Consider the following 25,209-nt stretch of genomic DNA (forward strand, 5'->3'; position numbering starts at 1 on the left):
AGCCTTACCCATGATAATTGAAGATTGATAATTGGAAATTGAAAATTAGAGAATACAGGATTGGATGCCAAGTGCCCCTGCGATGGCGGTAGCTACGGCGATGATCACTTTGATAATAGTACTCCATACGGACTTTTTCATGATAATTAATAATTAATAGTGAATAATGAATTGAATAATGATATCCCGGCTGATATAAGAGGAAAGCTTCGCTTTCCTTCGGACGGCCTCAGCGGACGGGCGTCAAGCGAAGAGACCGTAGCGAGCGCCCGGAGCATCCCTGTCTGAGCGAAGCGAGTTGGGATGCGACAGCGAGCGTAGGTCTCGAAGTAGCCCGTTAGCGTCAGCCTTGACCTTTTGGTTACTTTTGGGTCAAGCCAAAAGTGACACGTTAGATCTCATCAGGCGACTCCGAATCCCCACCCCCAGCAGCCGGCTTCTTCGAGATATCCACGGTAGTCTCCCCAGCCTTCTCCGCACGGAGCACCGCTTGCTGAGCCTTGCGGGTAGCCACGGGCTGGAACTCCAGCCCGGCGAAGACATTCTTCAAGTCCTCGCCCGGTATATACTGGATACTAACCCCGGTGATGTTTGTAGATGTGAATTTCTCAAGACTCTCCGCACCCTCGTTGAGGATATGGAGCCGGAATTTACCCAGTTCGCCGAAATCCACCTGTTTCCCCTCTTGGAGGGCATCGAGCAGGTTCTCGACAGTGGAGATCAATACCGCCACCACATCCGCCCGGCTGACGGTGGTTTGCATGGATACCCGGCGGCTCAGCTGCTTGAGCGATAGCTCACCATTGATCTGTGCCGTGGCGTACGCTTTCGCCGGCTCGTCTTTCTTGATAGGGTTGGTCCGAAGGGACACGCTGTAATTTAAAGCCATAGATTTGATAATTAAAAATTGATAATTGAAAATTGAAAATGAAATCGATTTGTTTTCGATAACAAATGTACGACATTCGGTTTCCTCTGAAATGAATACCGCTGACAGCGGATGAATAAGGGAGATAAAAGAGGAGATATGCTGAAAAATAAACATCCGTATAGTTGTTCGTGTCGTATGTTTTAAGTATCTTTATACCAATAAGATAAATCTTAAAAATGCGAACGATATGCGAACAGGATATACACAAATCGACGAGTGGCCCGTGCGGCCCTATTCCAAGCGGGAGCTGGCCATGGCCTACGCCCCCGAGATCAGCCCCGTCTCGGCCCTGAACCGGCTGGCGGAATGGATGCGGTATAACGATCGTCTGACCCGGGAGCTTGGTGATACGGGCTACCGCCCGAGGCAACGGGTCTTCACCTCCCTCCAAGTGGAGCTGATCTTCCGTTATTTGGGTCGTCCTTGAGAGGAGACACCGCCACCCGTCGGTATAGGCGAGCGGCGATGCCGGTACTGGCATCAGACAACGCCAGTACTGGCGTAGGGCTGCGACGGTAGTGCTTACGGGCAATGACAGTAGTGGCATTTCCTTCATTCCTTCATTCCTTCATTCCTTCGGGTGTCTCTCACGCACACACACGTGCGAGGAGAAAGCGTACTCGCCCCGTGCGGTCTTGATCAGTGTTCCCTTCTCCAGCATCCGTTTGAGGGAGGAGTCGAGTGTTTTCTCGGGTATGCCGTTCTTCGCTGCCTCCTCCACGGCCTGCCGACGGCAGAACATCATTGGGAGGGCATTGAATAAAGCCTGTTCAGGAGAGGTCTGGACAGGGATGGCCTCGGAGGTAGGCAGGAAGCCCAGCACGTAGCTCGAATGGCGGTAAAGAGGCTCTATGAGCGTGAGTACGGCTTGGAAATCCTCGTCGGTGACCCGCAGGTCCAGCTTGGGGACGATACCATCCTTGATATTCTCGATGGGTATCTCCGGGGCGGGGGAGAGACCGGGGGAATTGAAAATGGAAAATTGAGAATTGAAAATTTTTTGTTGGGGAGGGAGGAATTTCTCCAAGGCTCTCAACAGGGCTACTATACTCAGGATCCGGCAGGTATTGATGGCGATACGGGCCACGGCGCTTCGCATGGAACCTCCATAGGCGTAACCGGCGTGGGAGAATAACTGGGCGAACCGTTGGTTGAACAGCTCTTTCTGTTTCTCGGATAGCCTTAGCTGGATCGTTTGGACCGATCCGTTGATCAGGTCCAGTACCTGTTTCCATTGTGTTCCCCATGTGGCGAAGCGTAGGCCGTAATCCTCGCTTTCCGAATCGAATTGGTCCATCCACTCATCGATAGGTGGCATGAAATAGAATAACTGGCGAGAGAACAGGCCGTTCTCCGCCGAGGGGATCAGCGGCTTTACTTGCGCCGGGGTTCCACTTAGCAATACGCTGAGATAAGACTCATCGCATTCCCGGTACTCATGATTAGTACGCCGGTTGAAGGCCAGTCGCTCATGGTCGTGGCATTTACGCAAGGTATCGCTCCAATGGCCGTGATCCGCTCCGATGGCGGTACTCACGGTATCAGCCTCGGTCTCGCAGATCAGCCCCACGCCGTCGGCCTCTATGAGGTTCTCTAAGATACCGGTACCCGAGTTATCGCCGGCTATGAGGAACATCTTGAGGGGCGGTTGTTCCGGCTCGGGCGTCTCGGAGCGTTTCTTGCCGAGTGAATCCCATCGGTTCTTTTCCTCCCGATAATTCTTTAGGCTGTCTTTGTAGCGGGCCATCATCTCCTCGTGAATAGGTTCAGCTAGGCGCCTGACCCATGTCAAGGCTCCTTTTCCGGAGGCGGGAGGCGCTACGATGAAGGTTTGTAGGCATGGGTACATGTATTTTTGTCCGTATAATACCCGTACCCGCTTGTTCAAGGTGCCCCCGAGTACGGTGAATACTCCCAGCAGGAGTATGTCACGCTGGGCGATGGAGTTCCCGCAATCGATCATCTGCTTGATGAACGGGGGCCACGGATAATCCGGGAAAGCGGGTGGCAAGTCCTCACGTGCGTACGTATGTGCGTGTGTGGGTGTGAGAGGGGCTTGAAGGTTTGAAGGATTCTTGTTCTCCCTCAGGTATTGGCGGAAGGTGTCGGCCAGTTGCTTGTCCGTTTTTACGCCGGCAATCTCGGCCCAGTGGAAGACGGAGCCTAATCCGTTGCGCCCGTTGCCCGCTTTGAGGGCGTGGTCGTATAGCTTGTCCGCTTCTTCGTAGAGGTATTTCTCGGACAGGCGGCAGATGCGATGAAAGAACGTCCTTCCTGTTTCCCCGCAATCGTTGGCGGTGGCGAAGGCGATCGGCATATACTCTTGGTAAGTGGGAGCGATGTTCGCCCCTTGGTGTTCGATGGCGGCGACAAGCCGCTCTAAATCTGATAATGGATTCATTTGATTTATAAGTTATAATTTATGATTTAAACTGTCAACTGTCATTTGTCAACTATCAACTCTCCCGCAGCTTAGCGGAGGGATCATGGCAGAGGAAACACGCCCGTGAGAGATCGGCGTTTGAGGCATCCGCATTCAATCCGTATTTCCATTTCAGGTATTCCCATGCCGATAGCCGTGCCTTATCAAAAGATTCCTCTATGGAAGCCTTGGGTGAGAGCCGGTAGGGGACGAGCAGTTTCACGCCTGTGGTGCTTGGGCTGACGAAAGCTAGGTCCGGTCTCAGTTTATTATCGGCGAACAAGGTGTCTCGCCAGTGGAGGGTTTCCTCCGGCGAGGGGAGATGGTCGATATCGATGACAAACTCTCCGGAAAGGAATAACAGGCGGTCTTCCTTGCGATAGGAGAAGACCCCGGCCGGTGTGACGTATGGCAGTAAGTTTTGCTTCAGTTTGCGGAACCGTTTCTCGTCGCTCAAAGCGTCCTGTACGCTGAGCGTTCGTTCTTTCAGCCACTCGTTGGAGGTGATATAGGTATGCAACTGTTTGACACTGGTCACGCCGCTCGGCACTTGATTGGAGATGGGGGCGTTGAAAAAGGACATGATACATTCTTTCATTAACTCGTTTGATTTAAAGTTTAGGCTGGTAAAGGAAAGGTAAAAGAGTGAGAAAAAACGGTCCGGTAAGTTATTTGCACCTATCGGTAAGTTATTTGCGCATAAAAGTAATTCGGTGACAGGAAAAAGAAGAAGATATGAGTGAAGAGAAAGCGAGCCCGTGTGTGCTGCACATCCATGGCGAGAACATACAGGTGCTGCCCAACGCCATGTTTGCCATTCAATATATTTGCTTGGACCCGGGAGAAAAGCCGGAGGTCGTTTCGGAAAAAGACGTGAGGCCGGATCCGGAGCCGTGTGATTTATTAGCCTCCTATATCCAAGACGAGGAGGTGCGTCACGACTTCGTGAAGCGAATCGCCCAATGCCCGGATGTGGCCACCCTCTGCCAAACGGTGCTGACCGACCTTTTCAACGAGGTCTTTTGCGACTGCGTGGAACCGGCCAAACTTATCAAGAGCAAGGAATTCATCAACGCCATCATCCCCCTGCTCCCCTTCAAGCAAGGCAAGAGCTTGCGCAATATCCGGCGAGCGATCGTGAAGTATGTGCTGGGGGAGGGGTAGAGGGACTGCATATTTTGATATTTAGAGGAGAATCGTTTACTATCAAGGAGAAAATGGATTTATTTGCCTAATAAAGAAAATGAGTTATGAAAGCGATGATTGCCCTGATATGAATATACCGAATATGGATACTTATTGAAGTATTCTTAAGAATTTGAGTTTGGATATGAAGCTTGAGTTAATATCCCGGCTTTCTAAATCATTGTTAAGCAAGGATCAGTCCATAGAGATAATTGGGCCTCGCAATTTGCCGGGGAGTGGAAAGATTCCCGTTCCGCTGAGTCGATCATAGAGGATATCCGAAATTCACGAATCTCAAATAGCGAAATAGAACTGTGATGTGAAGAAATACCTTATTGAAAGACTTCAAGATTCGTCAAGCCGGAAAGTATGGAATTTTGAGGATGGGTATATTTGGCTCTGTGGCTCGTAATCAACAGACGGAAAGTAGTGATGTGGACATTTATTACGAGGGTGAGACCAAGGGCTTTTCTCTCTCCCATTTGAAAAATGAATAGGAAGAACTGTTGGGAAACCCGGTGAATATCATCCGTCTTAGAGACCGGATGAATGAGTTGCTTCGTAGACGTATCGGGAGGGAGGGGATATCATTGTCCATCATTATTTTGATATTGACGCAAGCGTGTTACTTTATAGTCTTCAAAAGGAAGTTTCTGACTTCCTTGAAAGATTCTACTTTCAGTATCGAATCGAGACAATGCCTCGTGGAATGTCAGTTTAGGTATTCTGTTTACAAAACAACGTTCTGTATACTATTTCCACAAATAGTACAAGGGTATTTTAACTTGGCAACGGCCTTCATCTTTGAAAAAATGGGTGAGGGGGGCTGTATATAGGTCATGCCTATTGTATTACAATTAATCCTAAAGTTGTGATTGGGAAAAATGTAAATGGCAATCCTTATATAATAAAGTACAGAGAGAATGCGGCTAGAGGTTATATCGAGGATACTATATAAGAAGTCGTATTTTATAAAGTCTCAATTAAGTTTATGAAAACTGTATCATTTATCACGATCCATGTTGGATTTAATTTTGGTTCTGTGTTACAATCTATAGCAACGGCAGAAGTTATAAAAAAGGTAGGTGGGTCTCCTTTGTTAATAAATTATGTACCTTCTCGTGTTACTTATAGAAGATATTTTAAAAACATCAAATCCTTAATATGTTTGCTTAAAAAGATATTGATGTTTCCTAATTTTATATTGAATAAATATGTGTATTTTTCTTATTTAAAAAAGTATTGTAAACTTTCAAGATGTATTTACGATGGCGATGATTTTTTTGCTTTATGCCCTAAAAGTGATATTTATTTAGTTGGGAGCGACCAAGTTTGGAATAGCACTTATAATGAGGGAGTGAATAAAAGATATTTCTTTGATGGCTTTCCTGATAATACACAGAAAATATCATTTGCATCGTCCTTTGGGAAAACAAAACTAGATGAGGTAGAGTTTGATGAAATTAAACAAATGCTTCAATCATTTAAAGCTATATCTGTACGTGAAAAGAGTGCGAAGAATCTACTTGATAAAATGGGTATAAGGTCAACTCAAGTTCTTGACCCTACATTCATGTTAAAAGGTGAGGAATGGAAAAATTTTATGTCTAAAAGATTGGTAGATGAAGACTATATTCTGGTGTATTTACCTTATAATATTATAGATAAAGAATTAATATATCACTCTGTACGTAGAATTTCTAGAAGAAAAAATTTGAAGGTAGTTGCATTTTCTTGGGATTTTCATAAAGATCGATATGCAGATAAGACTATGTATTATTCTAGTCCTGGTGACTTTCTTTCGCTAATGTATAATGCTTCATTTGTTATGACAAACTCTTTTCATGGTACAGCTTTTTCGGTTAATTTGAATAAGCAATTTTTTGTTTATCATCCATCGGGATTTTCTACGAGAATTTTAAGTATCTTGGAGTTGACAGGATTAGAATATAGATTGCTTTCTGATTTGATTACAGATGAACAGATAGAAAAAGTTATAGATTATGTTCCTGTTAATCAGATTTTGAATATAGAGCGAGAAAATGCTCTTTACTTTTTACGCAAATCAATGAGTTAGGAATATATGTATTTGTTGTCGAAGAATAAAAATGAATGTTGTGGCTGTACGGCTTGTGTACAAATTTGTACACATAAGGCTCTTGTAATGCAAGAAGATGAGGAAGGATTCCTTTATCCGGTGAAGGATATAAATTCATGTGTTAATTGTGGGCTTTGCGAAAAGGTATGTACATTTACTTCTCCCTTATTTATAGGAGATAGACAGGATGTTTATGCTTCTTATTTAAAAGATGAAAATGAACGTAAAAAGAGTTCTAGTGGAGGAGTTTTTTTTGCTATTTCTCAAGAAGTTATTAAGAGAAATGGTATTGTTTTTGGTGCGGTATTGGATAAAGATTTGAAAGTGAAACATACCTCTGCGGAAACATTGGATGAATTGCTTCCTTTACGTGGATCCAAGTATGTTCAGAGTGATTTGAGGAATACGTATAGTCAAATAAAGGCGGAATTAAGAGCGGGAAGGTTGGTCTATTTTACAGGTACACCTTGTCAAGTAGCTGGTTTGAAAGGATTTCTACGACAGCCATTTGATAATTTATTGACTTCTGATCTAGTGTGTCATGGGGTACCTAGCCAATTGTTGTTTGATGAACATCTACGGTATTTACGAAACAAATATTGCGGAGATATTTTAGAATATAAGTTTAGAGATGATGAAGGCTGGGGTGGGTGCGAGTCTGTAATGATTAAGATTGGTTCTCAAATCCGAGTAGTGAAGCTTCCGACTTATGAGCTTTCTCCATTTTTATATTCATTCATGTATGCGATGACATATCGCTGTTCATGTTATAATTGTCCGTTTTCTAGATTATCCAGACAAAGTGATATAACTTTAGCAGATTATTGGGGTGTTAAAGAGTTTTTTCCACAGTTAGACAGTAGTAAAGGGGTTTCTTTAGTATTGGTTAATACTGAAAAGGGTAAAGGCTTTTGGAATGAAGTAATGCCGTTAGTAGAATATTATGAATCAAATATACAATCAGCCGCTAAAAATAATGCTAATTTGCGATCTTATTCAAAGTTGCCCCCTATTCGTAAAACCATTTACAATAGAATGAAAATAGAAGGTTATGAAAAGTTGGCAAATACTGTATTTAGAGGTCCACAATATAGAAAAATTAAACTCAGATTATTTGTAAAGAAATTATTGGGAGAAAAAATTACATTAATGGCGAGGGCTATAAAATCAAAATCTAAAATTTATGTCCAAAACATCAGAAAACAATAAGCGGATAGTGAAAAATACACTGTTTCTTTATATTCGTATGCTCTTGATTATGGGGGTATCGCTATATACCAGCCGAATCGTGTTAGAGGTATTGGGTATAGAGGATTTTGGCGTTTATAATGTGGTAGGTGGGATTGTAGTTCTTTTTACATTTATCAATAATGCGATGGTAACATCCACGCAACGTTTTTTGAATTATGAATTGGGTGTTGGTAATCAGGTGACTATAAGTCGTGTTTTTTCGGCGAGTGTTACTATCCATATGTGTATAGCATTGTTGACGTTTATCTTGGCTGAAACTGTCGGACTTTGGTTTTTAATCCATTATATCAAGTATCCGGAAGGAAGGGAATATGCAGTGGTGATGACTTACCAATTCTCTATATTAGCAACTTGTATCAGCATTATACGTGCACCTTATAGTGCAGCGATTATCTCTCATGAATGTATGTCTTTTTATGCGTATATTAGTGTGATAGAATCTGTGTGTCGTTTACTTATAGTTTATCTGTTGGCCTTGACAACCTTTGATAAATTAATATTTTATTCTTTTTTGATGTTTTCAGTGATTTTAGTTATAACCTTTGGCTATTATCTTTATTGCCGATGTCGCTTTTCTGTTTGTCGTTATACATTCTTTTTTGAAAAGGGACTTTATGAACGGTTGGTTAGTTTTTCCGCTTGGAGCTTGTTTGGAGGGGCTGCCAATATGGGGGCTTCGCAAGGACTCAATATATTGCTGAATCTTTTTTATGGTGTGACAGTAAATGCAGCGATGGGTATTGCGAACCAAGTGAGCCATGCAGTTTATAGTTTTGTTTCTAATTTTCAGATGGCTTTCAATCCTCAAATTGTAAAATCCTATGCGGCAGGAGAAAAACAATATTTTATTGATCTGGTAATTCGTACTTCTAAGTATTCTTTCTATTTGTTGTTTATTATTTCTCTACCAGTGTTTATCTGTTGTAAGGAATGTTTAGGTTTGTGGTTGGTTGAAGTTCCTCCTCATTCTGTCCAATTTTGTCGTATGATGATTCTTTTTTTACTCTTGGATGCCCTTCAGGGACCTTTATGGGTATCTGTACAGGCAACGGGGAATATCCGGAATTATCAGCTTTTAATGAGTGTAATGATCTTGTCTAACATTCCTTTAAGTTTTATTGCTATCAATATTTGGAATTTTCCTGAGATCGTATTAATTATAAAGATAATGATAAATGTGTTTGTATTATTATTTCGTCTATTCTATTTGAATAGTTTGTATGAATTTCCTATTTTTAGATATTTGAGAGAGGTTGTACTCTATGCGTTAATCGTCTCGGTTTTGTCTGTTCCAGTACCTTTGTTTTTTAGCCAATTCGTAAATTCTTTTGCGAATTTGGTTGTGGAAATATTTATCTCTATTGTAATCTCTTCTTCTCTAGTGTTTTTTGTTGGTATTAGTAAAAAAGAGAGAACTGAAGTTGTATGTATATTAAAATGTAAGTTAAAAAAATGAGAATAAAAACTACTACATCAATAGATGGTGTCTCTAAAATGGCAGCTTTTGCAGCTGTGAGTTATCCCATATTTAAATATTATGGTTATGGTTATGCTAATTTTTCTATGCTATTGATGTATATTTTTTTTATTTATGTTTTAAAGAAGCGAGGGAGGATTTGTTTTTTACATTCTTCTTTATTATTGTTATATGTTTGTTATTATTGTGTCGCAAGATTCTTTTTTAATAGTACTATTTCAGAGATAATAGATACAAGTATTATATATATATGTCTTTTTTGGGGCGTTTTGAATAAGGAATTGGATTTGAATGTGTTTTTGAAATATTATAGAGTTGTCGCTTTTGTGAATATTATTTTTTTTATATTTCAAGAACTAATGTATATGTCTTTTGGATATAGAATTATTGGCATATTTACTTTTCTTCCAATAGAAGTTAAGGGTATAGTAGGTTCTTATGATAGTATTAGCGATTGGGCGGATGTCGCTATAGAGAGAGAAAGATCTTCGGCATTTTTCAGTGAACCAGCTCATTTAGTTCAGTTTTTATTACCACTTGTTATTGCTGAGTTGTTTTATGTTGCAGATAAGAAGGCGTATATTCGTTCTGCTATTTATTTGCTGACTTTATTGGCTTTGGCCTCAGGTAATGCCTTATTGGGTGTATTAGTTATTATTGTATTCTATATGATAATGTTGTTAAGGCGCTTTCGACCAATTGTTGCGTTTTTTTCTGTGCTTGTTTTTTCTTTAATGATAATATTTTCTATTAGGTATGTGATGAATACGGAATATGGAGAGAAATTACTAGATAGACAAGCGGAAATTTTTCAAGATGGAGCTTTACGTGGCCAAACAATGAAAATGTCAGGCTTTATTCGGATATGGCGTGGATATTATATTCTTGATACAATGAGTCCGTTTGAAATACTAGTTGGATTACATAGCAAAGAGAAATTGGAACAGAAAATATCTCAAACATCGGTTGCCTATACTTTTGGTGTAAATGATACTTATATGAATGCATTCCAAAGAATTATAATACAAACAGGTTTGATAGGTCTTTTTTTTTATTTTCTTTTTTTACGTTCATTGTGGAAAGGTAATAATATCGCTGGTAAGTGTTGTATAACCACGTATGTAGCTCTTTGTTTTATTGCTTCTATCTATTTTACTCATGTGATGGTACTTTTTTTGGTAATGGCTTTATTGATGAAGAAGACAAAAACTTCTGTAGCTATGAAAAGCTTTTCATTTCCTAAATATTAATGTTGTACTATTGATAGTGATTACAAATTTTATATTAATAATCAATTTATATTATGCTAATCCATTTTCATTCATCTCCTTTTTTAAACTCGGGTGAGATTAGACGTATTAGAAATGTTGATGTTTTTATTGCGTCATTAATATCGGATGAAATTATAGAGGTTGAATTTTATCCGATTAAAAAGAGTGCGTATGTTTATTCAAAAGGGAAATTTGTCCTGTCTGATAAAGTGATAAAAAAATATTATGTGCCAATGTTTCCTTTCTTGAGCAGATGTAAGGTGGCTGAAGTGTTAAATAACCATTGGATGTCAATTGCTTTATTTGTGTTGTGTTGTATTCATAAACCGACATATTTGTTAGGGGAATATTCTGTCTCGTTTAAATCAATGGGGATCGCACGAAAATTTTGCCGAAAACTAAAGTGTATTGTAGATATGCATGGTGCTCGTCCCGAGGAATATCTTTATTCTTTGAAGTCCACTTCAAAAAACTGGTATTGGGGTTTGTTAGAAAAGTATGAACGTGATAGTTCGACTTTGGCCGACATTATCATTTGTCAATCCTTTGCCATGAAGAGGCATATCATGGACAAGTATAAGGCTGACGAAAACAAAATATTAGTGTATCAATGTGGTGTGGATACAAGTTCGTTTTATAAGAATGATGAGATTCGTCGAAAAATTCGTAATGATTTACGGATAGCGGAGGATAATATCGTGTTTGTTTACAGTGGTGGATTACATGCTTGGCAAAAGGTTGATAAGGCTATAGCTTTTTTTGCTGCATATTATTCCTTTGATAGTCATTCAAAATTCTTAGTTCTGACACATGATGTTGGGTTATTAGAACAAGTAATGGACCGTCAGCAGGTCAGCAAAGAAATTCGTGAAAATGTAATCTGTAAGTCATTAGGTTTTGCGGAGGTTCCTCATTACTTGAATGCGGCAGATGTCGCATTCTTGTTTAGGGATAATGTAGTGATGAATGCGGTAGCTTCACCAACAAAACTGGCGGAGTATATGGCTTGTGGTTTACCTATTATTTCTTCAGAAGTGGCTAAGCATTGGATTTCAGATGCAGCGTTATCATATTTCTTGATTTTGGATGAAGAGAAATGGCCGAATTTCTCTTCTGTTAGGGAGTGGATTTCTCTGTGTGATCGTAGAGGTGTACAAATGTATGCAAATTCTTATTTGTCATTGGATAAAGACAACCGTGTTGCGTACAATTTCTTTAAAAATGAATCTGTTAACCATGTAATTAATATTTAATAATACAGCTGAGATGATTATTTATGAAATAGTTCCGCAATTAAGTTCTGGAGGAGGAGAGCGATTCACTGTAGATTTGTGTAATGAGCTGTCCAAAGAAAATGATGTAACTTTGATTGTGTTTCATCCATTAGAAAGAACAGGCTTTTATAAGGGTGAGATTTCTTCTAATGTGAAACTTTATTCGATGAATAAGCGACCGGGAATAGATTGGACACTTATGTTTAGGATTTATAATCTTATTAGAAAAGAGCGACCGGACGTAGTGCATATGCATTTACGTGCAATCGTTTATTGTATTTTTTCTGTATTGTTCAATCGTTCTATATTTTATTTTCATACAGTACATAATGATGCGCAAAAAGAGGCTGGTTCTTTTTTGGGTAGTAGCATTAGGAAGTTTTGTTTCAAATCAGGTTTTGTTATTCCTGTAACTATATCGATTGAATCGAGAAATAGTTTTGTGGAATATTATGGGTTTATTCCCCCTGTGATTCCAAATGGGCGTAACGTTTCTAGAAATATCTTGGTTTCGGAGCATGTGAGAAAAGAACTTATGCGTTATAAAGATGATTCGGATGAAAAGATATTAGTCTGTTTAGCTAGAATAAATAAAGTGAAACGTCAGCTTATGATCGCTCGTATAGTTTCTAGATTGAATAGTGAAGGTTATAAATTGTCGATGCTGATGATAGGGAATGACAGTAATGCTTCATTGGTTAATGAGATAAAAATGGTGAATTGTCCTAAGGTTTATATACTAGGGGAGAGAAATAATCCTTTAGAATATTTAAAAGCGGCTGATGCCTATTGTCTGTTGTCTTCTTATGAAGGTATGCCTATCTCTTTGATTGAGGCGATTGGTGTGGGAACGATACCCATTTGTACACCGGTAGGAGGTATCGTTAATACAATAGAAGATGGTATTAATGGTTTTTTGGCTTCTGATATAAGTGAAGATGCCTGCTATTTGGCTGTTAAACGATTCTTGGACTTACCTGCTGTAGAGATGGAAAGGATGAGAGCAAATGTATTGCGTAGTTATAGGTCTTATACTATGACTGAGTGTGCAAAAAAATATTATGAATTATTTAATAAGAATAGAAAATGAAAATCGCTTATGTAGTAGAGCCACGAAAAGTGATAGGTGGAGGTGTTCGTGCTGCCATGAATTTATCGAAGAGCATGAAGAACCTTTATAAAGCTATGACTGTAATATTTGGGGTGTACGAAAATACGGTGGAAGATAAAGCTGTCGATTTCTATACGGTGAATACATTGAAACCTATGTCGTTTTTTTACTGGAGACAATATCATTGTTTTGTGAAAGGATATAAACCTGATATAGTACACTGTCTAGGCCTTTACACCGCATTAGTTTGTTTGCTGCACAAAAAGATTACTCATAGTGACTATGCTATCGTTTGTACAGTACATCGTGTAACAATGAATATGCGTTACGTCTCACTCATAAAATATGTAGTGAGTTATATCGCTCGAAACTTAGACTATACAACTTTCTTGACAGAATACCAGAAGGAGCATTACTTTAAAAATGTGGGATTCTGTCCTAATAAATTTGTCATCGTACCGAATGTTATCTTTGTACAGAATGTATCAGAGGAAGAAAAACGACAGAAGCGAATAGAGCTTGCTAATGAACTTAATGCTGAATTTCTTACTTCATATGTGGGACGTATCATTCCGTCGAAGAATATAGAGGATACGATTCGCATCACAGCTATGGTTAATGAATGCGGACTTAATCTTGGATGTGTTCTTGTTGGAGGTTCAGAAAGAGAATATTATGAAAAATTACAGGCACTTATAGAAGAACTTAATATAGGTAATAAAGTGAAATTTGTTGGTTATGTAAACACTCCTTCTCTTTATACGGGAGCGACTGATTTTACAATTACAACTACTACTCATGGTGAGGCGTTGCCTAATCTGTTGATAGAATCGTATGCTCTGGAAAAAGTGACATTTTCCTCTGATATACCACAAATGGTTAATTTGATTGATCATGAAACGAATGGTTACACGTTGTCATTGAAAGATCTAAATATGTTTATCAATAAGATACGGATATTCTGTACGGATGAAGAGCTACGCAAAAGAATGGAGAATGCTGCTCTTGATACTTACAAACGTTTATATTCTCCTGAATATGTTACATCGATTTATAACCATGTATATCAGTCTATATGAAAACGATCTGTTTGATTTATGGCTATTCGGCACGTAACGCTGGAGACTTGGCCATTACACTTGGTGCTATCGACGTGCTTAAATCCTTGGGGTGTCAAGTTAAGTTATTTTCACGTTATAAATACCAACAGAATGATTACATAGAATCTGAGCGTTATTTGAGGGAACGTTATGGTAACGATCTAGAGATATTTGAGTCACCTTTTTTTCTTGATCGTTCTTCTAACCTTTTTTCATCTCTTGTGCATTACATGAGTGGTGCGGCTGTTGTCTTTGGCTTAAAAAGTAATAAACAATTCTGCCAGCAATTACTTGATTCCGATTGTGTTATTTTTAATGGGGGAAATCTATTTCGTTGCCATTCTTTTATAGATTACGCTCGGTTATGTGCATTGATGTATCCATTAAAAGTCGCAAAGTCAGCCCATGTTCCTTACATGATATTTCCTCAGTCGGCTTCAACAATAAACGAGATGGGGCAGAAAATTTTATTTCCCCTGCTTGAAGGTGCTTGCAAGGTGTTTTTCAGAGAAAAGGAGTCGTATGACTATATGGGTGAACTGATGCCTTCTGGGAATTTTGAGCAGACGATAGATTTGGCTTTTTTCATAAACAAAGATACTCTTCTTAGCGTGAAGCGAAAGAAAATGATAGCTATTACATTACGTTTCCATACTGTTGGTGACATAGGCTATCTGCCGGAAAAATATATTGAGGATATTTTTGAACGAATGGGGAACTATGTGACAGCTTTAAAATGTGAATATGAGTTTGTGGTTGTTGTGCAGACTGATAAGGATTATTTGAAGTCACAACAGTTTGCGGCTAAACATGAGTTGCGACTCATTAAGAGTAATGATCCGATGGAATTGCTATACATATATCGATCTGTTAGTTTATTGATAGGAATGCGTCTACATTCCATCATTTTGTCATTGTCTGTAGGAACTCCTTGTTTTGGCCTTTTTTATAAGCAATGGGGGCTTAAAAATTCGGGTATGATGAACTACTTCGGTATGCCTTATACTATAATGGATGAGCCAAGTGAGGCTGTTTCAGATGTTAAAGCAATTCGTGATCTGATTGCAAATATTGATAGGCATTCAATTGCTATCATGGAGAAAGTGAATAGGGAATATAAGAATATGGTTGCTAAATTTATCCCTATTATTTAGTCCTTTGAATACGACGAAAGTTGCTTTCGCTTGTATCACGAGTTTGAAAGAGAGAGGTTGGGTGAATCTCTAAATACACTACATCTGCTACATGTATATTTCATTATATATATTAACCCTTCGGAACTTGAGATCCCGCCAAGTTCGTTATCAAGTCTGGTATAGGCTACGGGCATATATCCGGAAATATATGAATTTTCGGTATGCGCTCTCTTTACCAAGAACAGGGTGTCCATTGTCTTTAAACCCTTTCATCCCGAAATATACGGGCTTGGATAGTGTTACGGGACGTTTCTCGTTCTTAGGTAAGGAATCCGCCTTCCAAGGATGGAACGATGAGAGTTTTGGCAAACTATGGTCATATAATCTAAATTATATGGACTACCTTCATCAGGAAACCATATCTTTCGAACAGGCCGTTTGTTGGATCGATAAGTTTGTCGATGAGATCGAGGAAAACAGGGATGGTCTGGAACCTTATCCGATCGCTTTACGAGGTATCAATTGGATCAAGTTCCTGTCGAAATATCATCCTTATATTCCGGCTGGGAATAAGCGAGGATGGGATTCCTCCTTGTATGCCCAATATCAAATCTTACTGGATAATCTGGAATATCATCTTTTAGGGAATCACTTATTGGAAGACGCTTTCTCCTTGTTATGGGCCGGGCTTTATTTTAAGGATGAGTCGATCTATCAAAAGGCGAAAGACCTGTTATTTAAAGAGCTGGAAGAACAACTCCTTCCGGATGGTGCTCATTACGAGCAATCACCGATGTATCATTGTATATTGTTGGATCGATTGCTGGATTGCTATAATGTCTCTATGAATAATTTGCGGTTTATAGGGCAGGAAGGTCTGAATGAACGCTTACGGGAGAGGGCTAGTAGCATGTTGGGACATTTAGCCTCTGTCGTTTATGATGATAATACGATACCTCTCCTGAATGATTCCGCTGAGGGAATCGCGCCTTCTCCGACTCAATTGTTTGCATACGCTAAGCGATTGGATATGGACTGGGAAAAGCTTCCGATGGGAGCGTGTGGCTACCGAAAATTGATGGCGGGCCATTGGGAGGCTATCGTGGATGTTGGAGACATAAGGGCCTCTTACCAACCCGGCCATTCGCATGCGGATACGTTCAATTATGAGTTGCGGATAGGGGGTAAGCCTTTCGTTATAGATACCGGAATTTCTACGTATGAAAAGACAACCCGTAGGCAATACGAGCGTGGCACGGCGGCCCATAATACGGTGGTGCTAGGGGATAAGAACTCTAGCGAGGTATGGGGAGGCTTTCGTGTGGGGAGGCGGGCAAGGGTGACGCTTCTTAAAGATTCTCCGAATGAGGTAGAGGCTTGGCATGATGGCTTTGGCTCATTGGGTAGGCATCTGCGAAAATTTACGATTGATAAGGATCGTTTTAGGATAGAGGACTCTGTCTCAACAGCCGTGAAAGCCGTAAACTTGATCCATCTGGCTCCGGATGTGGAGATCATATCTTGTTCACGAAATGAGATAGTGACGAGTATCGCGGCGATAAGAGTGGCCGACGCATCCTCTGTCGAGATTGTAGATGACCAAGTGTCATTTACGTATAACCGTTTTCACCTATCTAAGACAATTCGTATTCATTTTGTGAAGAGACTTTCTTATACAATCGGTTGATCGTTGTTGGACCATTCTTGATCTGCCTAATATCTTACTTAAAAAATAATACATAATTCTTATGAAAGCATGTTTCATGGGTTTGGGCTATATTGGCCTGCCCACGGCTATTATTGCCGCAAAGCACGGGGTGGAGATCGCCGGCGTGGATATCAACGCCCAGGTGGTGGAGGTTACCAACCAAGGGAAATTGCATATCATCGAGCCGGGTATGGAGGAGATGTTGCGGGAGGTACTGGCCTCCGGACATTTCAAGGCGTACACCGAGCCTCGGGTGAGCGACGCTTATTTCATGGTGGTACCCACTCCTTTCAAGGGGGATCATGAGCCGGACGTATCGTTCGTTGAGTCGGCTACCCGTATGGTGCTTCCTTTGTTGAAGGAGGGGGATTTGTACGTGATCGAGTCTACCTCGCCGGTGGGGACGACCGAGCGGATGGCTAGTTTGATTTTCTCGGAACGGCCGGAGCTGGAGGGCAAGATCTATATCGCTTATTGTCCGGAGCGGGTGCTTCCGGGTAACGTGATCTATGAGTTGGTGCATAACGATCGGGTCATCGGCGGTATGGACGAGGCCTCTACCCGTAAGGCGATGGAGTTCTACGGCCAGTTCGTGAAGGGTACGCTTCACCCAACGAATAGCAAGACGGCCGAGATGTGTAAATTGACCGAGAACTCAAGCCGGGACGTACAGATCGCTTTCGCCAATGAGCTGTCGTTTATCTGCGATAAAGCGGGAATCAATGTGTGGGAGCTGATCGATTTGGCGAACAGGCATCCCCGTGTGAATATCTTACGGCCGGGTTGCGGAGTTGGCGGTCATTGCATAGCGGTGGACCCTTATTTCATCACGGCGGAGTTTCCGATGGAGAGCCGTATGATCTCTACGGCTCGTGAGACGAATAATTACAAGGCATTTTGGTGCGCTGAGAAAGTGAGGAACGCCATGCTACGGTTTGAGCTGAAACACGGACGAAAACCGGCGGTGGCCATGATGGGTTTGGCTTTCAAGCCTGATATCGATGACTTGCGCGAGTCTCCGGCCAAGGGAATAACGACGAAGGTGCTGCAATCGTGCAGCAACGCTGACATCATGGTGGTGGAGCCGAACGTTTCGGAGCATAAGTTGTTTAAGTTGACCCCTTATAAGGAGGCCTATGAGAAAGCCGACATCGTGGTTTTCTTGGTGAATCATAGGGAGTTTGCGGGGTTGAATTATCGGGATGACGTGGAGGTGCTGGACTTTTGCGGGACATTCAAGAAATAATCGTTCGCTAAATAGAAGAATACGCTGTAATGAGGAAAATAATGTTAGTCTTCGGGACCCGTCCCGAGGCGATCAAGATGGCTCCGCTGGTGAAGGAGTTCCAGAAACATCCGGAGTCGTTCGAGACCATCGTGTGCGTTACCGGACAGCATCGGGAGATGTTGGATCAAGTGTTAAAATTGTTCGAGATCACGCCGGATTATGATTTGAATATCATGAGGCAGGGTCAGGACTTATATGACGTGACCGCCCGTGTCCTTACCGGTATGCGTGACGTGTTGCGTGAGGCGACACCCGATGTCGTGCTGGTGCATGGGGATACCACCACGAGCACGGCGGCCGCCTTGGCCGCTTTCTACCAACAGATACCTGTAGGTCATATAGAGGCCGGCCTTCGTACCCACAATATCTATAGCCCATGGCCGGAGGAGATGAACCGGCAGGTCACGGGGCGTATCGCCACGTATAATTTCGCACCCACGCGGTTGAGCAAACAGAACTTGATGCGGGAGGACGTGAGTCCGGACTCAATCTTGGTTACCGGCAATACGGTGATAGACGCCTTACGGCAAGTGGTGCGTAAGATAAAGACGGACGCTGAGTTGGACAAGGAGCTGGAAGGCGTGCTTTTACGCTCCGGGTATGATGTGAACCGTCTGGTTGAGGGTAAGAGACTGGTGTTGATCACGGGTCATCGCCGGGAGAACTTCGGTGATGGATTCATCCATATGTGTACCGCTATCAAGGACTTGACCCGGAAGTATCCGGAGGTGGATTTTGTCTATCCTATGCACTTGAATCCCAATGTGCGCAAGCCGATTCACGAGGTATTCGGCGGGGATTTATCTGATCTGGGTAATATGTTCTTCATTGAGCCATTGGAATATCTGTCGTTTGTCTATCTGATGGAGAAATCAACGATAGTGCTGACCGATAGCGGCGGTATCCAAGAGGAGGCTCCCGGCTTGGGCAAGCCCGTGTTGGTGATGCGTGATACGACCGAGCGTCCGGAGGCTCTTGCGGCAGGTACGGTGAAACTGGTCGGTACGGACTATGACAAGATCGTGAGCGAGGTCTCGGCGTTGCTTGATGATACGGCTTATTACGATGCGATGAGCAAGGCGGTCAATCCCTATGGCGATGGATTGGCTTGCGGAAGGATCGTGGAATTTTTGAACCGGAAGGAATGAGGGTCTTGATCGTTTCTCCCTCTTATCTTCCAGAGATCGGTGCGGCACCCTCACGCATTACGAACATGGCGGAGGGACTGTCCGGCTTAGGGATCAAGGTGGATGTGTTGACTTGCCTACCCAATTATCCCAAGGGACGTATCTTTGATGGATATAGGGGGGCTTTTTCCAAGACAGAGGATGTAAACGGGATAACGGTCTTCAGGTACTGGACGTATGCCTCGATCTCGAGGAGACCGTTGGTCCGTCTTGCCAGTATGTGCTCTTTCGCCACGACCCTTTGGTGTTTCGCTCTCAAGCGTAAGCGTATAAAATCTTATGATAAGGTGATCATCCAGACCCCTCCTGTTTTGGCGGCGGCCTCGGCCATGTTGCTTTTTCGTTGCTGCTACCGGAAAAAGGTGGTACTGAACGTCTCAGACCTTTGGCCATTGTCGGCCGTGGAGCTGGGGGCCATGAAAGAGGGGGGCGTTTATCATAGGGTGATGGGGCGTATCGAGCGGTTCCTTTATCGTAAGGCCACGGCCTGTCAAGGGCAGAGTAAGGAGATCGTGGATTATATAAAGCGGTATGAGCCGGGCAAGGCCTCGTTCTTGTATCGGAATTTGCAGCATCGTTTTGTTTTACCAGATCAACCCCCTTCTTCTCGGAAGCCTTTCAGGATCGTCTATGCCGGTTTGCTGGGTGTGGCGCAGAATATATTGGAGTTGATAGAGCGTATCGATTTTAAAGGGATGGGAGCGGAGCTTCATTTATTTGGAGGAGGCAACCAAGCCTTGGAGATAGAGGATTATGTGAGGACACATGATAGAGGTATCTTTTATCATGGCTCCCTACCCAAAGAACGGATGCGTGAGGAGCTTACACGTTATCATGCCTCCATTATCCCCTTGGCGGTTCGTATAAGAGGGGCCGTACCTTCTAAATTATTTGATTTGCTACCGTTAGGCGTTCCTATCTTGTTTTGCGGAGGCGGCGAGGGTGAGGAGATTGTAAAGGAGAATCAGTTGGGCCTTGTCTCGGCCCCCGGAGATTATGAGCGACTTTCTAAAAATATACGGGCCATGAGCCACTTGCCGGATGAGGAGTATCGACAGCTAAAAGCGAACTGCTTAAGATTATCCCAGACGACTTTCTGTTTTGAAAGGCAACTGGAGGCGTACAAACGTTTTTTATCGGCTTTCTAATTTCAGGATGAAATCCCTTAAACATTTTGCGGGGATGCCCTGTTATAGATATAGTAGTGTGTTTTTCATGGTATTAGATTTTTAGATTAGTAATTAGGTTGTTCATTCAGTTCGGGAGAATAGGATGTTGGTTTCTAAATATGAGAGCCGGAAAGGTGAGAATGATTTCTCTCGTTTCCGGCTATTCTTTTTTATTTAAAACTCGTCATTGGCGTAAAGACTCAATAGGTTTTTCAGCTCATAATCGAATATCTCGTCATCCTTGAAGAAGCGTTTCAATTCGATCTCGGCTGTCTCCGGTGAGTCTGATGCGTGTACGATATTCTCTTGTACGCTCATACTATAATCTCCCCGTATCGTACCGGGAGCGGCGTTTCTACCATTGGTAGCGCCGGCCAAGGTTCTTACTACATGTATGGCATCTACCCCTTCCCAGCAACATACAATTACCGGGCATACACTCATCGCGTCCTTGATCCGTTGGAAGAAAGGCTTTTCTTTTAGGTGGGCGTAGTGCTCACTCAAGATCTCGTCAGTCAGCCAAACCATCTTCATGCCGGCCAGACGGAGTCCCTTCTTTTCGAAACGGGTTACGATTTCACCGATCAGCCCTCGCTGAACGGTACAAGGCTTTAAAATAACCAATGTTTTTTCCATAAGATTTATATTAAAAGATTAAACAAATGTTTGATGTCTTGAATACATGTTAACCTTGCGGCGTTTTATGAATGATAGAGGAATAAAGGATGAAATGTTTTTTAGGATATTTCAAGTATATTTCTATCTTATTCCTCCGCAAGTTAATGGGAATAAACAAATAAACGAGCGATAAGTCTGCTAAACTAAACTAATTTAACATACGTTAATTGTTGCTCGAGTTGTTAATCCTTCTGTATTCTTTTCCATTTCCGTGGAATTTCCGGATGAGTCTTGAGAAATTCCCTCAAGGTTTGCCGGTTTACTCCCAGTTTCTTGCTGATATATACTTTAGTCTTATGTTCTTTAATATACTGCAAGATCATCTCTTCCTTACCTTTTAGCTTACAGGTTTCCGGTCGCTCTCCTTTCGGACGGCCCAGTTTGGCACCTTGCACTTTTTTCCGAGCCAACGCTTCTTTCGTTCGTTGCGAAATCAGGTTGCGTTCAATTTCGGCGCTTAGGCTAAATGCGAATGCCAAGATTTTACTGTTAATGTTATTTCCGAGTTCGTAACCTTCCTTTACCGTAAATACAATGATGTCTCTTTCCATACATTGATGAAGGAAGCTCATAACTTGCATAAGATTACGTCCGAGACGTGACAGTTCCGTCGTGATCAGGATGTCGCCTTTACGTATTTGCTTTAATAATTTACCAAGTTGGCGATCGGCGATTACTTTTGTCCCGCTGATCGTCTCATCTACCCACCTGTCGATTCTCATGTTCCTCGATTTTGTGAATTTCTCAATCTCGAATCGCTGGTTTTCAGTAGTTTGTTTGTCTGTACTGACTCTTACATAACCGTATACCATATGTCCTATATTTAATTAAACAACAACCAAGATACTGGAAACGGATTGATTGATAGTACGTTTTAGTAAAAACAAACTTTTTTATGGGTGTGTTAAAGAAGTTGAGTGGGCTTGAACTCCATACAAATTGTAATAAAAAGGGTTAATGGATATCCGTATAGAAAATTTAAGTTACTTTTGCTTTCGAAAAATAAGATGGAGTCTTAGAATGATCATGGGTATGAAAAAGTTATTGTCTTTACCTCCAAATTTGGTAGATTGTTTCCATGCGGTAGAGCATGTAAGTACAGAGGAATGGTTTTGCACCTCGGATCCGGTAGGTGCCCGCTTAGGGTCCGGGGGAGGAACGACTTGGTTGTTGGAGGCCTCCCGGCGAAAAGAGGCTCCGGATGTATCGACGGAAGAGTGGTTGGGACAGGAGAAGCGTATCTTGTTGCATGCCGGAGGGCAAAGCCGCCGTTTGCCCGGATATGCGCCATCCGGGAAAATATTGACTCCGATCCCTGTGTTTCGCTGGGCAAGAGGGCAGAGGTTATCCCAGAACTTATTGTCCTTGCAATTACCTCTTTATGAACGGATCATGAAAAAGGCGCCGGAATCGCTTCATACCTTGATCGCTAGCGGTGACGTATATATCCGTGCTAACCAGCCTTTGCAGGAGATTCCTGAGGTAGATGTGGTTTGTTACGGTTTATGGGTCGAGCCTTCGTTGGCCAAGAATCACGGGGTTTTTGTATCGAGCCGTAAGTCTCCGGACACTCTGGACTTCATGCTACAGAAGCCTTCGTTGGAAACTTTGGGGGAATTGGCGGGTAGTCATTTATTCTTGATGGATATCGGTATCTGGCTGCTAAGCGACAAGGCGGTGCGGTTATTAATGAAACATTCCTATACCGAGGATGGCAAGGCGATGAAGGCGTATGATTTATATGCTGAGTTCGGGTTGGCCTTGGGGAAGAATCCACGTATCACGGACTCGGAGTTGAATCAGCTTTCAGTAGCGATTCTGCCGCTTCCGGGTGGAGAGTTCTATCATTATGGAACTAGCCGTGAGTTGATTTCCTCTACATTGGCGGTACAGAACTTAGTTAGGGATCAACGTGCGATCATGCAGCGTAAGGTGAAACCACATCCCGCCATGTTTGTGCAGAATGCGGTGTTACACCAGAAATTGACCGCTGAGAATTCGGAATTATGGATAGAGAATAGTTATATCGGTGAGAATTGGACGTTACGTGGCCAGCAAATTATAACGGGTGTTCCGGAGAATAATTGGAACTTATCTCTTCCGGAAGGTGTCTGTGTAGATGTTGTCCCGGTAGGGGAAGCTAATTGGGCGGCAAGGCCCTATGGTTTTAATGACTTGTTTAAAGGGGCCTTGTCTGATGTGTCTACCTTGTTTATGGGGAAACCTATCTTGACTTGGGCGATGGAGCGAGGGATCACCTTGAGAGGGAATGAGGATATACAAAACGCACCTTTGTTTCCTGTTTGCCAAACCGTGGATGAGCTGGGAAAAGTGCTGCGCTGGATGATTACGGAGCCGGATAGGGAAGAGGGAAAGTTTATTTGGCTTTCCGCCCGAAAATTATCGGCGAATGATTTGTCCGATCAGGCGAATTTACGCCGTTTGGTAGCTCAGCGAGAAGTTTTCCGTAAAAAAGACTGGTCATTATTGGCCGCTAATCATGAGAAAAGTGTATTCTATCAATTGGATCTTTCGGATGCGGCGGAAAGCTTCGCCAAAGACAAGATTGTCTTACCGAAAGCCCTTCCCGAGGATAATCCGTTGATGAAAAGGATACATAATCATATGTTCCGCTCTCAGGTGATGAAGATCTTGGGGGAAACGTATAAGGAGGAGGAGCAAAAGGCTTTCGCTTTGTTGCGGGAGGGGCTGGTCGGTTCCGTCCTCGGAAGTAAGCAGCAGCCGTGTTTGAATGTCTATCGGGACCAGATCGTATGGGGACGTAGTCCGGTACGTATCGATTTGGCAGGTGGGTGGACAGATACGCCGCCCTATTGCTTATATGCGGGTGGAAACGTGGTGAACGTGGCGATCGAGTTAAACGGGCAACCACCGCTACAAGTCTATATCAAGCCTTCCGATACCCATAAGATTATCCTTCGCTCGATCGATCTGGGAGCGATGGAGGTTATCTCCTCATGGGACGAGCTTCGTGATTATAATAAGGTAGGATCGCCGTTTTCCATCCCGAAAGCGGCTTTGGCCTTGGCGGGATTTATCCCGGAATTCTCGGCGGAGGCTTATGCTTCTTTGGATGTCCAGTTGGAAGCTTTTGGTAGCGGGCTGGAGATTACCTTGTTGGCGGCGATACCGGCGGGTTCCGGTTTAGGCACTAGCTCGATCCTCGCAACTACTGTGTTGGGCGCTATCTCTGATTTTTGTGGCTTGGCTTGGGATAAGAATGAGATCGGAAACCGCACTTTGATTTTAGAACAATTACTGACTACCGGCGGGGGATGGCAAGATCAATACGGTGGCGTATTGCACGGTTTGAAACTCTTGCAAACGAACGAGGGTTTTAATCAGAATCCTTTGGTACGTTGGCTGCCGGAATACTTGTTTACTGATCCGGAATACCGGCCTTGTCATCTTCTTTATTATACGGGAATTACTCGTACGGCGAAAGATATTTTATCGGAAATCGTACGAGGTATGTTCTTGAATAGCGAGGCGCATTTAGGTCTTTTGTCCGAGATGAAAGCTCATGCGCTTGATATGTACGAGGCGATCCAATGCGGAGACTTCGTGACTTATGGTAAATTGGTCGGAAAGACTTGGGAGCAAAATAAGGCACTCGATTCCGGAACGAATCCGGCGGCGGTGGAAGCTATTATCTCCAAGATACAGGCTTATGCCTTGGGATATAAACTTCCGGGAGCAGGCGGTGGTGGTTACTTATATATCGTAGCGAAAGACCCGGGTGCGGCCCTGCAAATCCGAAAGATATTGACTCTTTCTCCACCCAATTCGAACGCCCGGTTCGTGGAGATGAGCTTGTCGAATAAGGGGCTTCAGATTAGTCGTTCGTAGGTTCGTGCCACGCCGGTATAGGCGAGGGCACACGCCAGTATAGGTGTTGGCTT

Annotated in this window: 22 protein-coding genes and 1 pseudogene; 16 read left to right on the top strand and 7 right to left on the bottom strand. The window is 42.7% G+C overall.

Annotated features, from left to right (window positions below; genetic code table 11):
• Positions 1–45 precede the first annotated feature (45 nt).
• The 3 genes from DWX33_RS22430 to DWX33_RS20530 are packed head-to-tail and all read right to left on the bottom strand — an operon-like array spanning position 46 to position 889.
• The gene (locus DWX33_RS22430; protein WP_005855736.1) at positions 46–141 is read right to left on the bottom strand and encodes a smalltalk protein; all 96 of its coding nucleotides are present in this window, start codon (positions 139–141) and stop codon (positions 46–48) included.
• Positions 142–146: 5 nt separating this feature from the next.
• Positions 147–347: a hypothetical protein gene (locus DWX33_RS23195; protein ID WP_082211456.1), complete on the bottom strand. Its 201-nt coding sequence runs from the start codon at positions 345–347 to the stop codon at positions 147–149.
• A gap of 44 nt (positions 348–391) precedes the next feature.
• Complete coding sequence (locus tag DWX33_RS20530) at positions 392–889, bottom strand: HU family DNA-binding protein (RefSeq protein ID WP_005855743.1); 498 nt, start codon at positions 887–889, stop codon at positions 392–394.
• A 229-nt stretch (positions 890–1,118) separates the two neighbouring features.
• Here DWX33_RS20530 and DWX33_RS20535 point away from each other — a divergent pair, with 229 nt between their 5' ends.
• Positions 1,119–1,358 carry a DUF4248 domain-containing protein gene (locus DWX33_RS20535; RefSeq protein ID WP_005855745.1) on the top strand — a complete coding sequence of 80 codons (240 nt, stop codon included), beginning with the start codon at positions 1,119–1,121 and terminating at the stop codon, positions 1,356–1,358.
• Positions 1,359–1,499: 141 nt separating this feature from the next.
• Here DWX33_RS20535 and DWX33_RS20540 read toward each other — a convergent pair whose 3' ends face one another.
• On the bottom strand, positions 1,500–3,332 hold the full coding sequence (locus DWX33_RS20540; protein WP_122380979.1) for a DUF3987 domain-containing protein: 1,833 nt from the start codon (positions 3,330–3,332) through the stop codon (positions 1,500–1,502).
• Between the two features lie 55 nt (positions 3,333–3,387).
• The gene (locus DWX33_RS20545) at positions 3,388–3,951 is read right to left on the bottom strand and encodes a BT4734/BF3469 family protein (RefSeq protein ID WP_005855750.1); all 564 of its coding nucleotides are present in this window, start codon (positions 3,949–3,951) and stop codon (positions 3,388–3,390) included.
• Positions 3,952–4,088: 137 nt separating this feature from the next.
• Between DWX33_RS20545 and DWX33_RS20550 the strand changes: the two genes are divergently transcribed.
• From DWX33_RS20550 to DWX33_RS20625, 14 genes and pseudogenes are all read left to right on the top strand, one after another.
• Complete coding sequence (locus tag DWX33_RS20550; RefSeq protein ID WP_005855752.1) at positions 4,089–4,517, top strand: hypothetical protein; 429 nt, start codon at positions 4,089–4,091, stop codon at positions 4,515–4,517.
• Positions 4,518–4,873: 356 nt separating this feature from the next.
• A pseudogene (locus DWX33_RS20560) lies at positions 4,874–5,125 on the top strand (nucleotidyltransferase family protein); the annotation flags it as partial.
• Positions 5,126–5,529: 404 nt separating this feature from the next.
• Positions 5,530–6,615 carry a polysaccharide pyruvyl transferase family protein gene (locus DWX33_RS20570; protein WP_122380980.1) on the top strand — a complete coding sequence of 362 codons (1,086 nt, stop codon included), beginning with the start codon at positions 5,530–5,532 and terminating at the stop codon, positions 6,613–6,615.
• 6 nt (positions 6,616–6,621) lie between these two features.
• The gene (locus tag DWX33_RS20575; protein ID WP_121962932.1) at positions 6,622–7,845 is read left to right on the top strand and encodes a Coenzyme F420 hydrogenase/dehydrogenase, beta subunit C-terminal domain; all 1,224 of its coding nucleotides are present in this window, start codon (positions 6,622–6,624) and stop codon (positions 7,843–7,845) included.
• A complete protein-coding gene (locus DWX33_RS20580) occupies positions 7,820–9,343 on the top strand; it encodes a lipopolysaccharide biosynthesis protein (RefSeq protein WP_233524158.1) in 1,524 nt (507 codons plus the stop codon). Before DWX33_RS20575 ends, DWX33_RS20580 begins: the two co-directional genes overlap by 26 nt.
• Positions 9,340–10,614, top strand: a complete 1,275-nt coding sequence (locus DWX33_RS20585) for an O-antigen ligase family protein (protein ID WP_121962931.1) — start codon at positions 9,340–9,342, stop codon at positions 10,612–10,614. The genes DWX33_RS20580 and DWX33_RS20585 overlap by 4 nt, the downstream gene beginning before the upstream one ends.
• A 53-nt stretch (positions 10,615–10,667) precedes the next feature.
• Positions 10,668–11,888, top strand: a complete 1,221-nt coding sequence (locus DWX33_RS20590) for a glycosyltransferase (RefSeq protein ID WP_121962930.1) — start codon at positions 10,668–10,670, stop codon at positions 11,886–11,888.
• Positions 11,889–11,901: 13 nt separating this feature from the next.
• Positions 11,902–12,999: a glycosyltransferase gene (locus tag DWX33_RS20595; RefSeq protein ID WP_121962929.1), complete on the top strand. Its 1,098-nt coding sequence runs from the start codon at positions 11,902–11,904 to the stop codon at positions 12,997–12,999.
• Positions 12,996–14,099: a glycosyltransferase family 4 protein gene (locus DWX33_RS20600; protein WP_121962928.1), complete on the top strand. Its 1,104-nt coding sequence runs from the start codon at positions 12,996–12,998 to the stop codon at positions 14,097–14,099. Before DWX33_RS20595 ends, DWX33_RS20600 begins: the two co-directional genes overlap by 4 nt.
• The gene (locus DWX33_RS20605) at positions 14,096–15,274 is read left to right on the top strand and encodes a polysaccharide pyruvyl transferase family protein (protein WP_122380981.1); all 1,179 of its coding nucleotides are present in this window, start codon (positions 14,096–14,098) and stop codon (positions 15,272–15,274) included. Before DWX33_RS20600 ends, DWX33_RS20605 begins: the two co-directional genes overlap by 4 nt.
• A gap of 91 nt (positions 15,275–15,365) precedes the next feature.
• Positions 15,366–16,943 (top strand): alginate lyase family protein, encoded by a 1,578-nt coding sequence (locus DWX33_RS20610; RefSeq protein WP_122380982.1) that lies wholly within the window; start codon positions 15,366–15,368, stop codon positions 16,941–16,943.
• A 61-nt stretch (positions 16,944–17,004) separates the two neighbouring features.
• Complete coding sequence (wecC, locus tag DWX33_RS20615; RefSeq protein WP_122380983.1) at positions 17,005–18,210, top strand: UDP-N-acetyl-D-mannosamine dehydrogenase; 1,206 nt, start codon at positions 17,005–17,007, stop codon at positions 18,208–18,210.
• A 29-nt stretch (positions 18,211–18,239) separates the two neighbouring features.
• Positions 18,240–19,400: a non-hydrolyzing UDP-N-acetylglucosamine 2-epimerase gene (gene wecB / locus DWX33_RS20620; RefSeq protein WP_122380984.1), complete on the top strand. Its 1,161-nt coding sequence runs from the start codon at positions 18,240–18,242 to the stop codon at positions 19,398–19,400.
• On the top strand, positions 19,397–20,587 hold the full coding sequence (locus tag DWX33_RS20625; RefSeq protein ID WP_122380985.1) for a glycosyltransferase family 4 protein: 1,191 nt from the start codon (positions 19,397–19,399) through the stop codon (positions 20,585–20,587). Before wecB ends, DWX33_RS20625 begins: the two co-directional genes overlap by 4 nt.
• 195 nt (positions 20,588–20,782) lie before the next feature.
• Here the strand turns inward: DWX33_RS20625 and ndk are convergent, their stop codons facing one another.
• Positions 20,783–21,244, bottom strand: a complete 462-nt coding sequence (gene ndk, locus DWX33_RS20630) for a nucleoside-diphosphate kinase (protein WP_005867972.1) — start codon at positions 21,242–21,244, stop codon at positions 20,783–20,785.
• A 224-nt stretch (positions 21,245–21,468) separates the two neighbouring features.
• The gene (locus DWX33_RS20635) at positions 21,469–22,098 is read right to left on the bottom strand and encodes a master DNA invertase Mpi family serine-type recombinase (protein WP_005867974.1); all 630 of its coding nucleotides are present in this window, start codon (positions 22,096–22,098) and stop codon (positions 21,469–21,471) included.
• A 208-nt stretch (positions 22,099–22,306) separates the two neighbouring features.
• On the opposite strand from DWX33_RS20635, the gene DWX33_RS20640 reads away from it, so the two are divergent.
• On the top strand, positions 22,307–25,156 hold the full coding sequence (locus DWX33_RS20640) for a bifunctional fucokinase/fucose-1-phosphate guanylyltransferase (RefSeq protein ID WP_233570216.1): 2,850 nt from the start codon (positions 22,307–22,309) through the stop codon (positions 25,154–25,156).
• Positions 25,157–25,209 lie beyond the last annotated feature (53 nt).

Origin of the sequence: Parabacteroides sp. AF19-14, from assembly GCF_003635485.1 — a bacterium.
GTDB lineage: Bacteria > Bacteroidota > Bacteroidia > Bacteroidales > Tannerellaceae > Parabacteroides > Parabacteroides distasonis.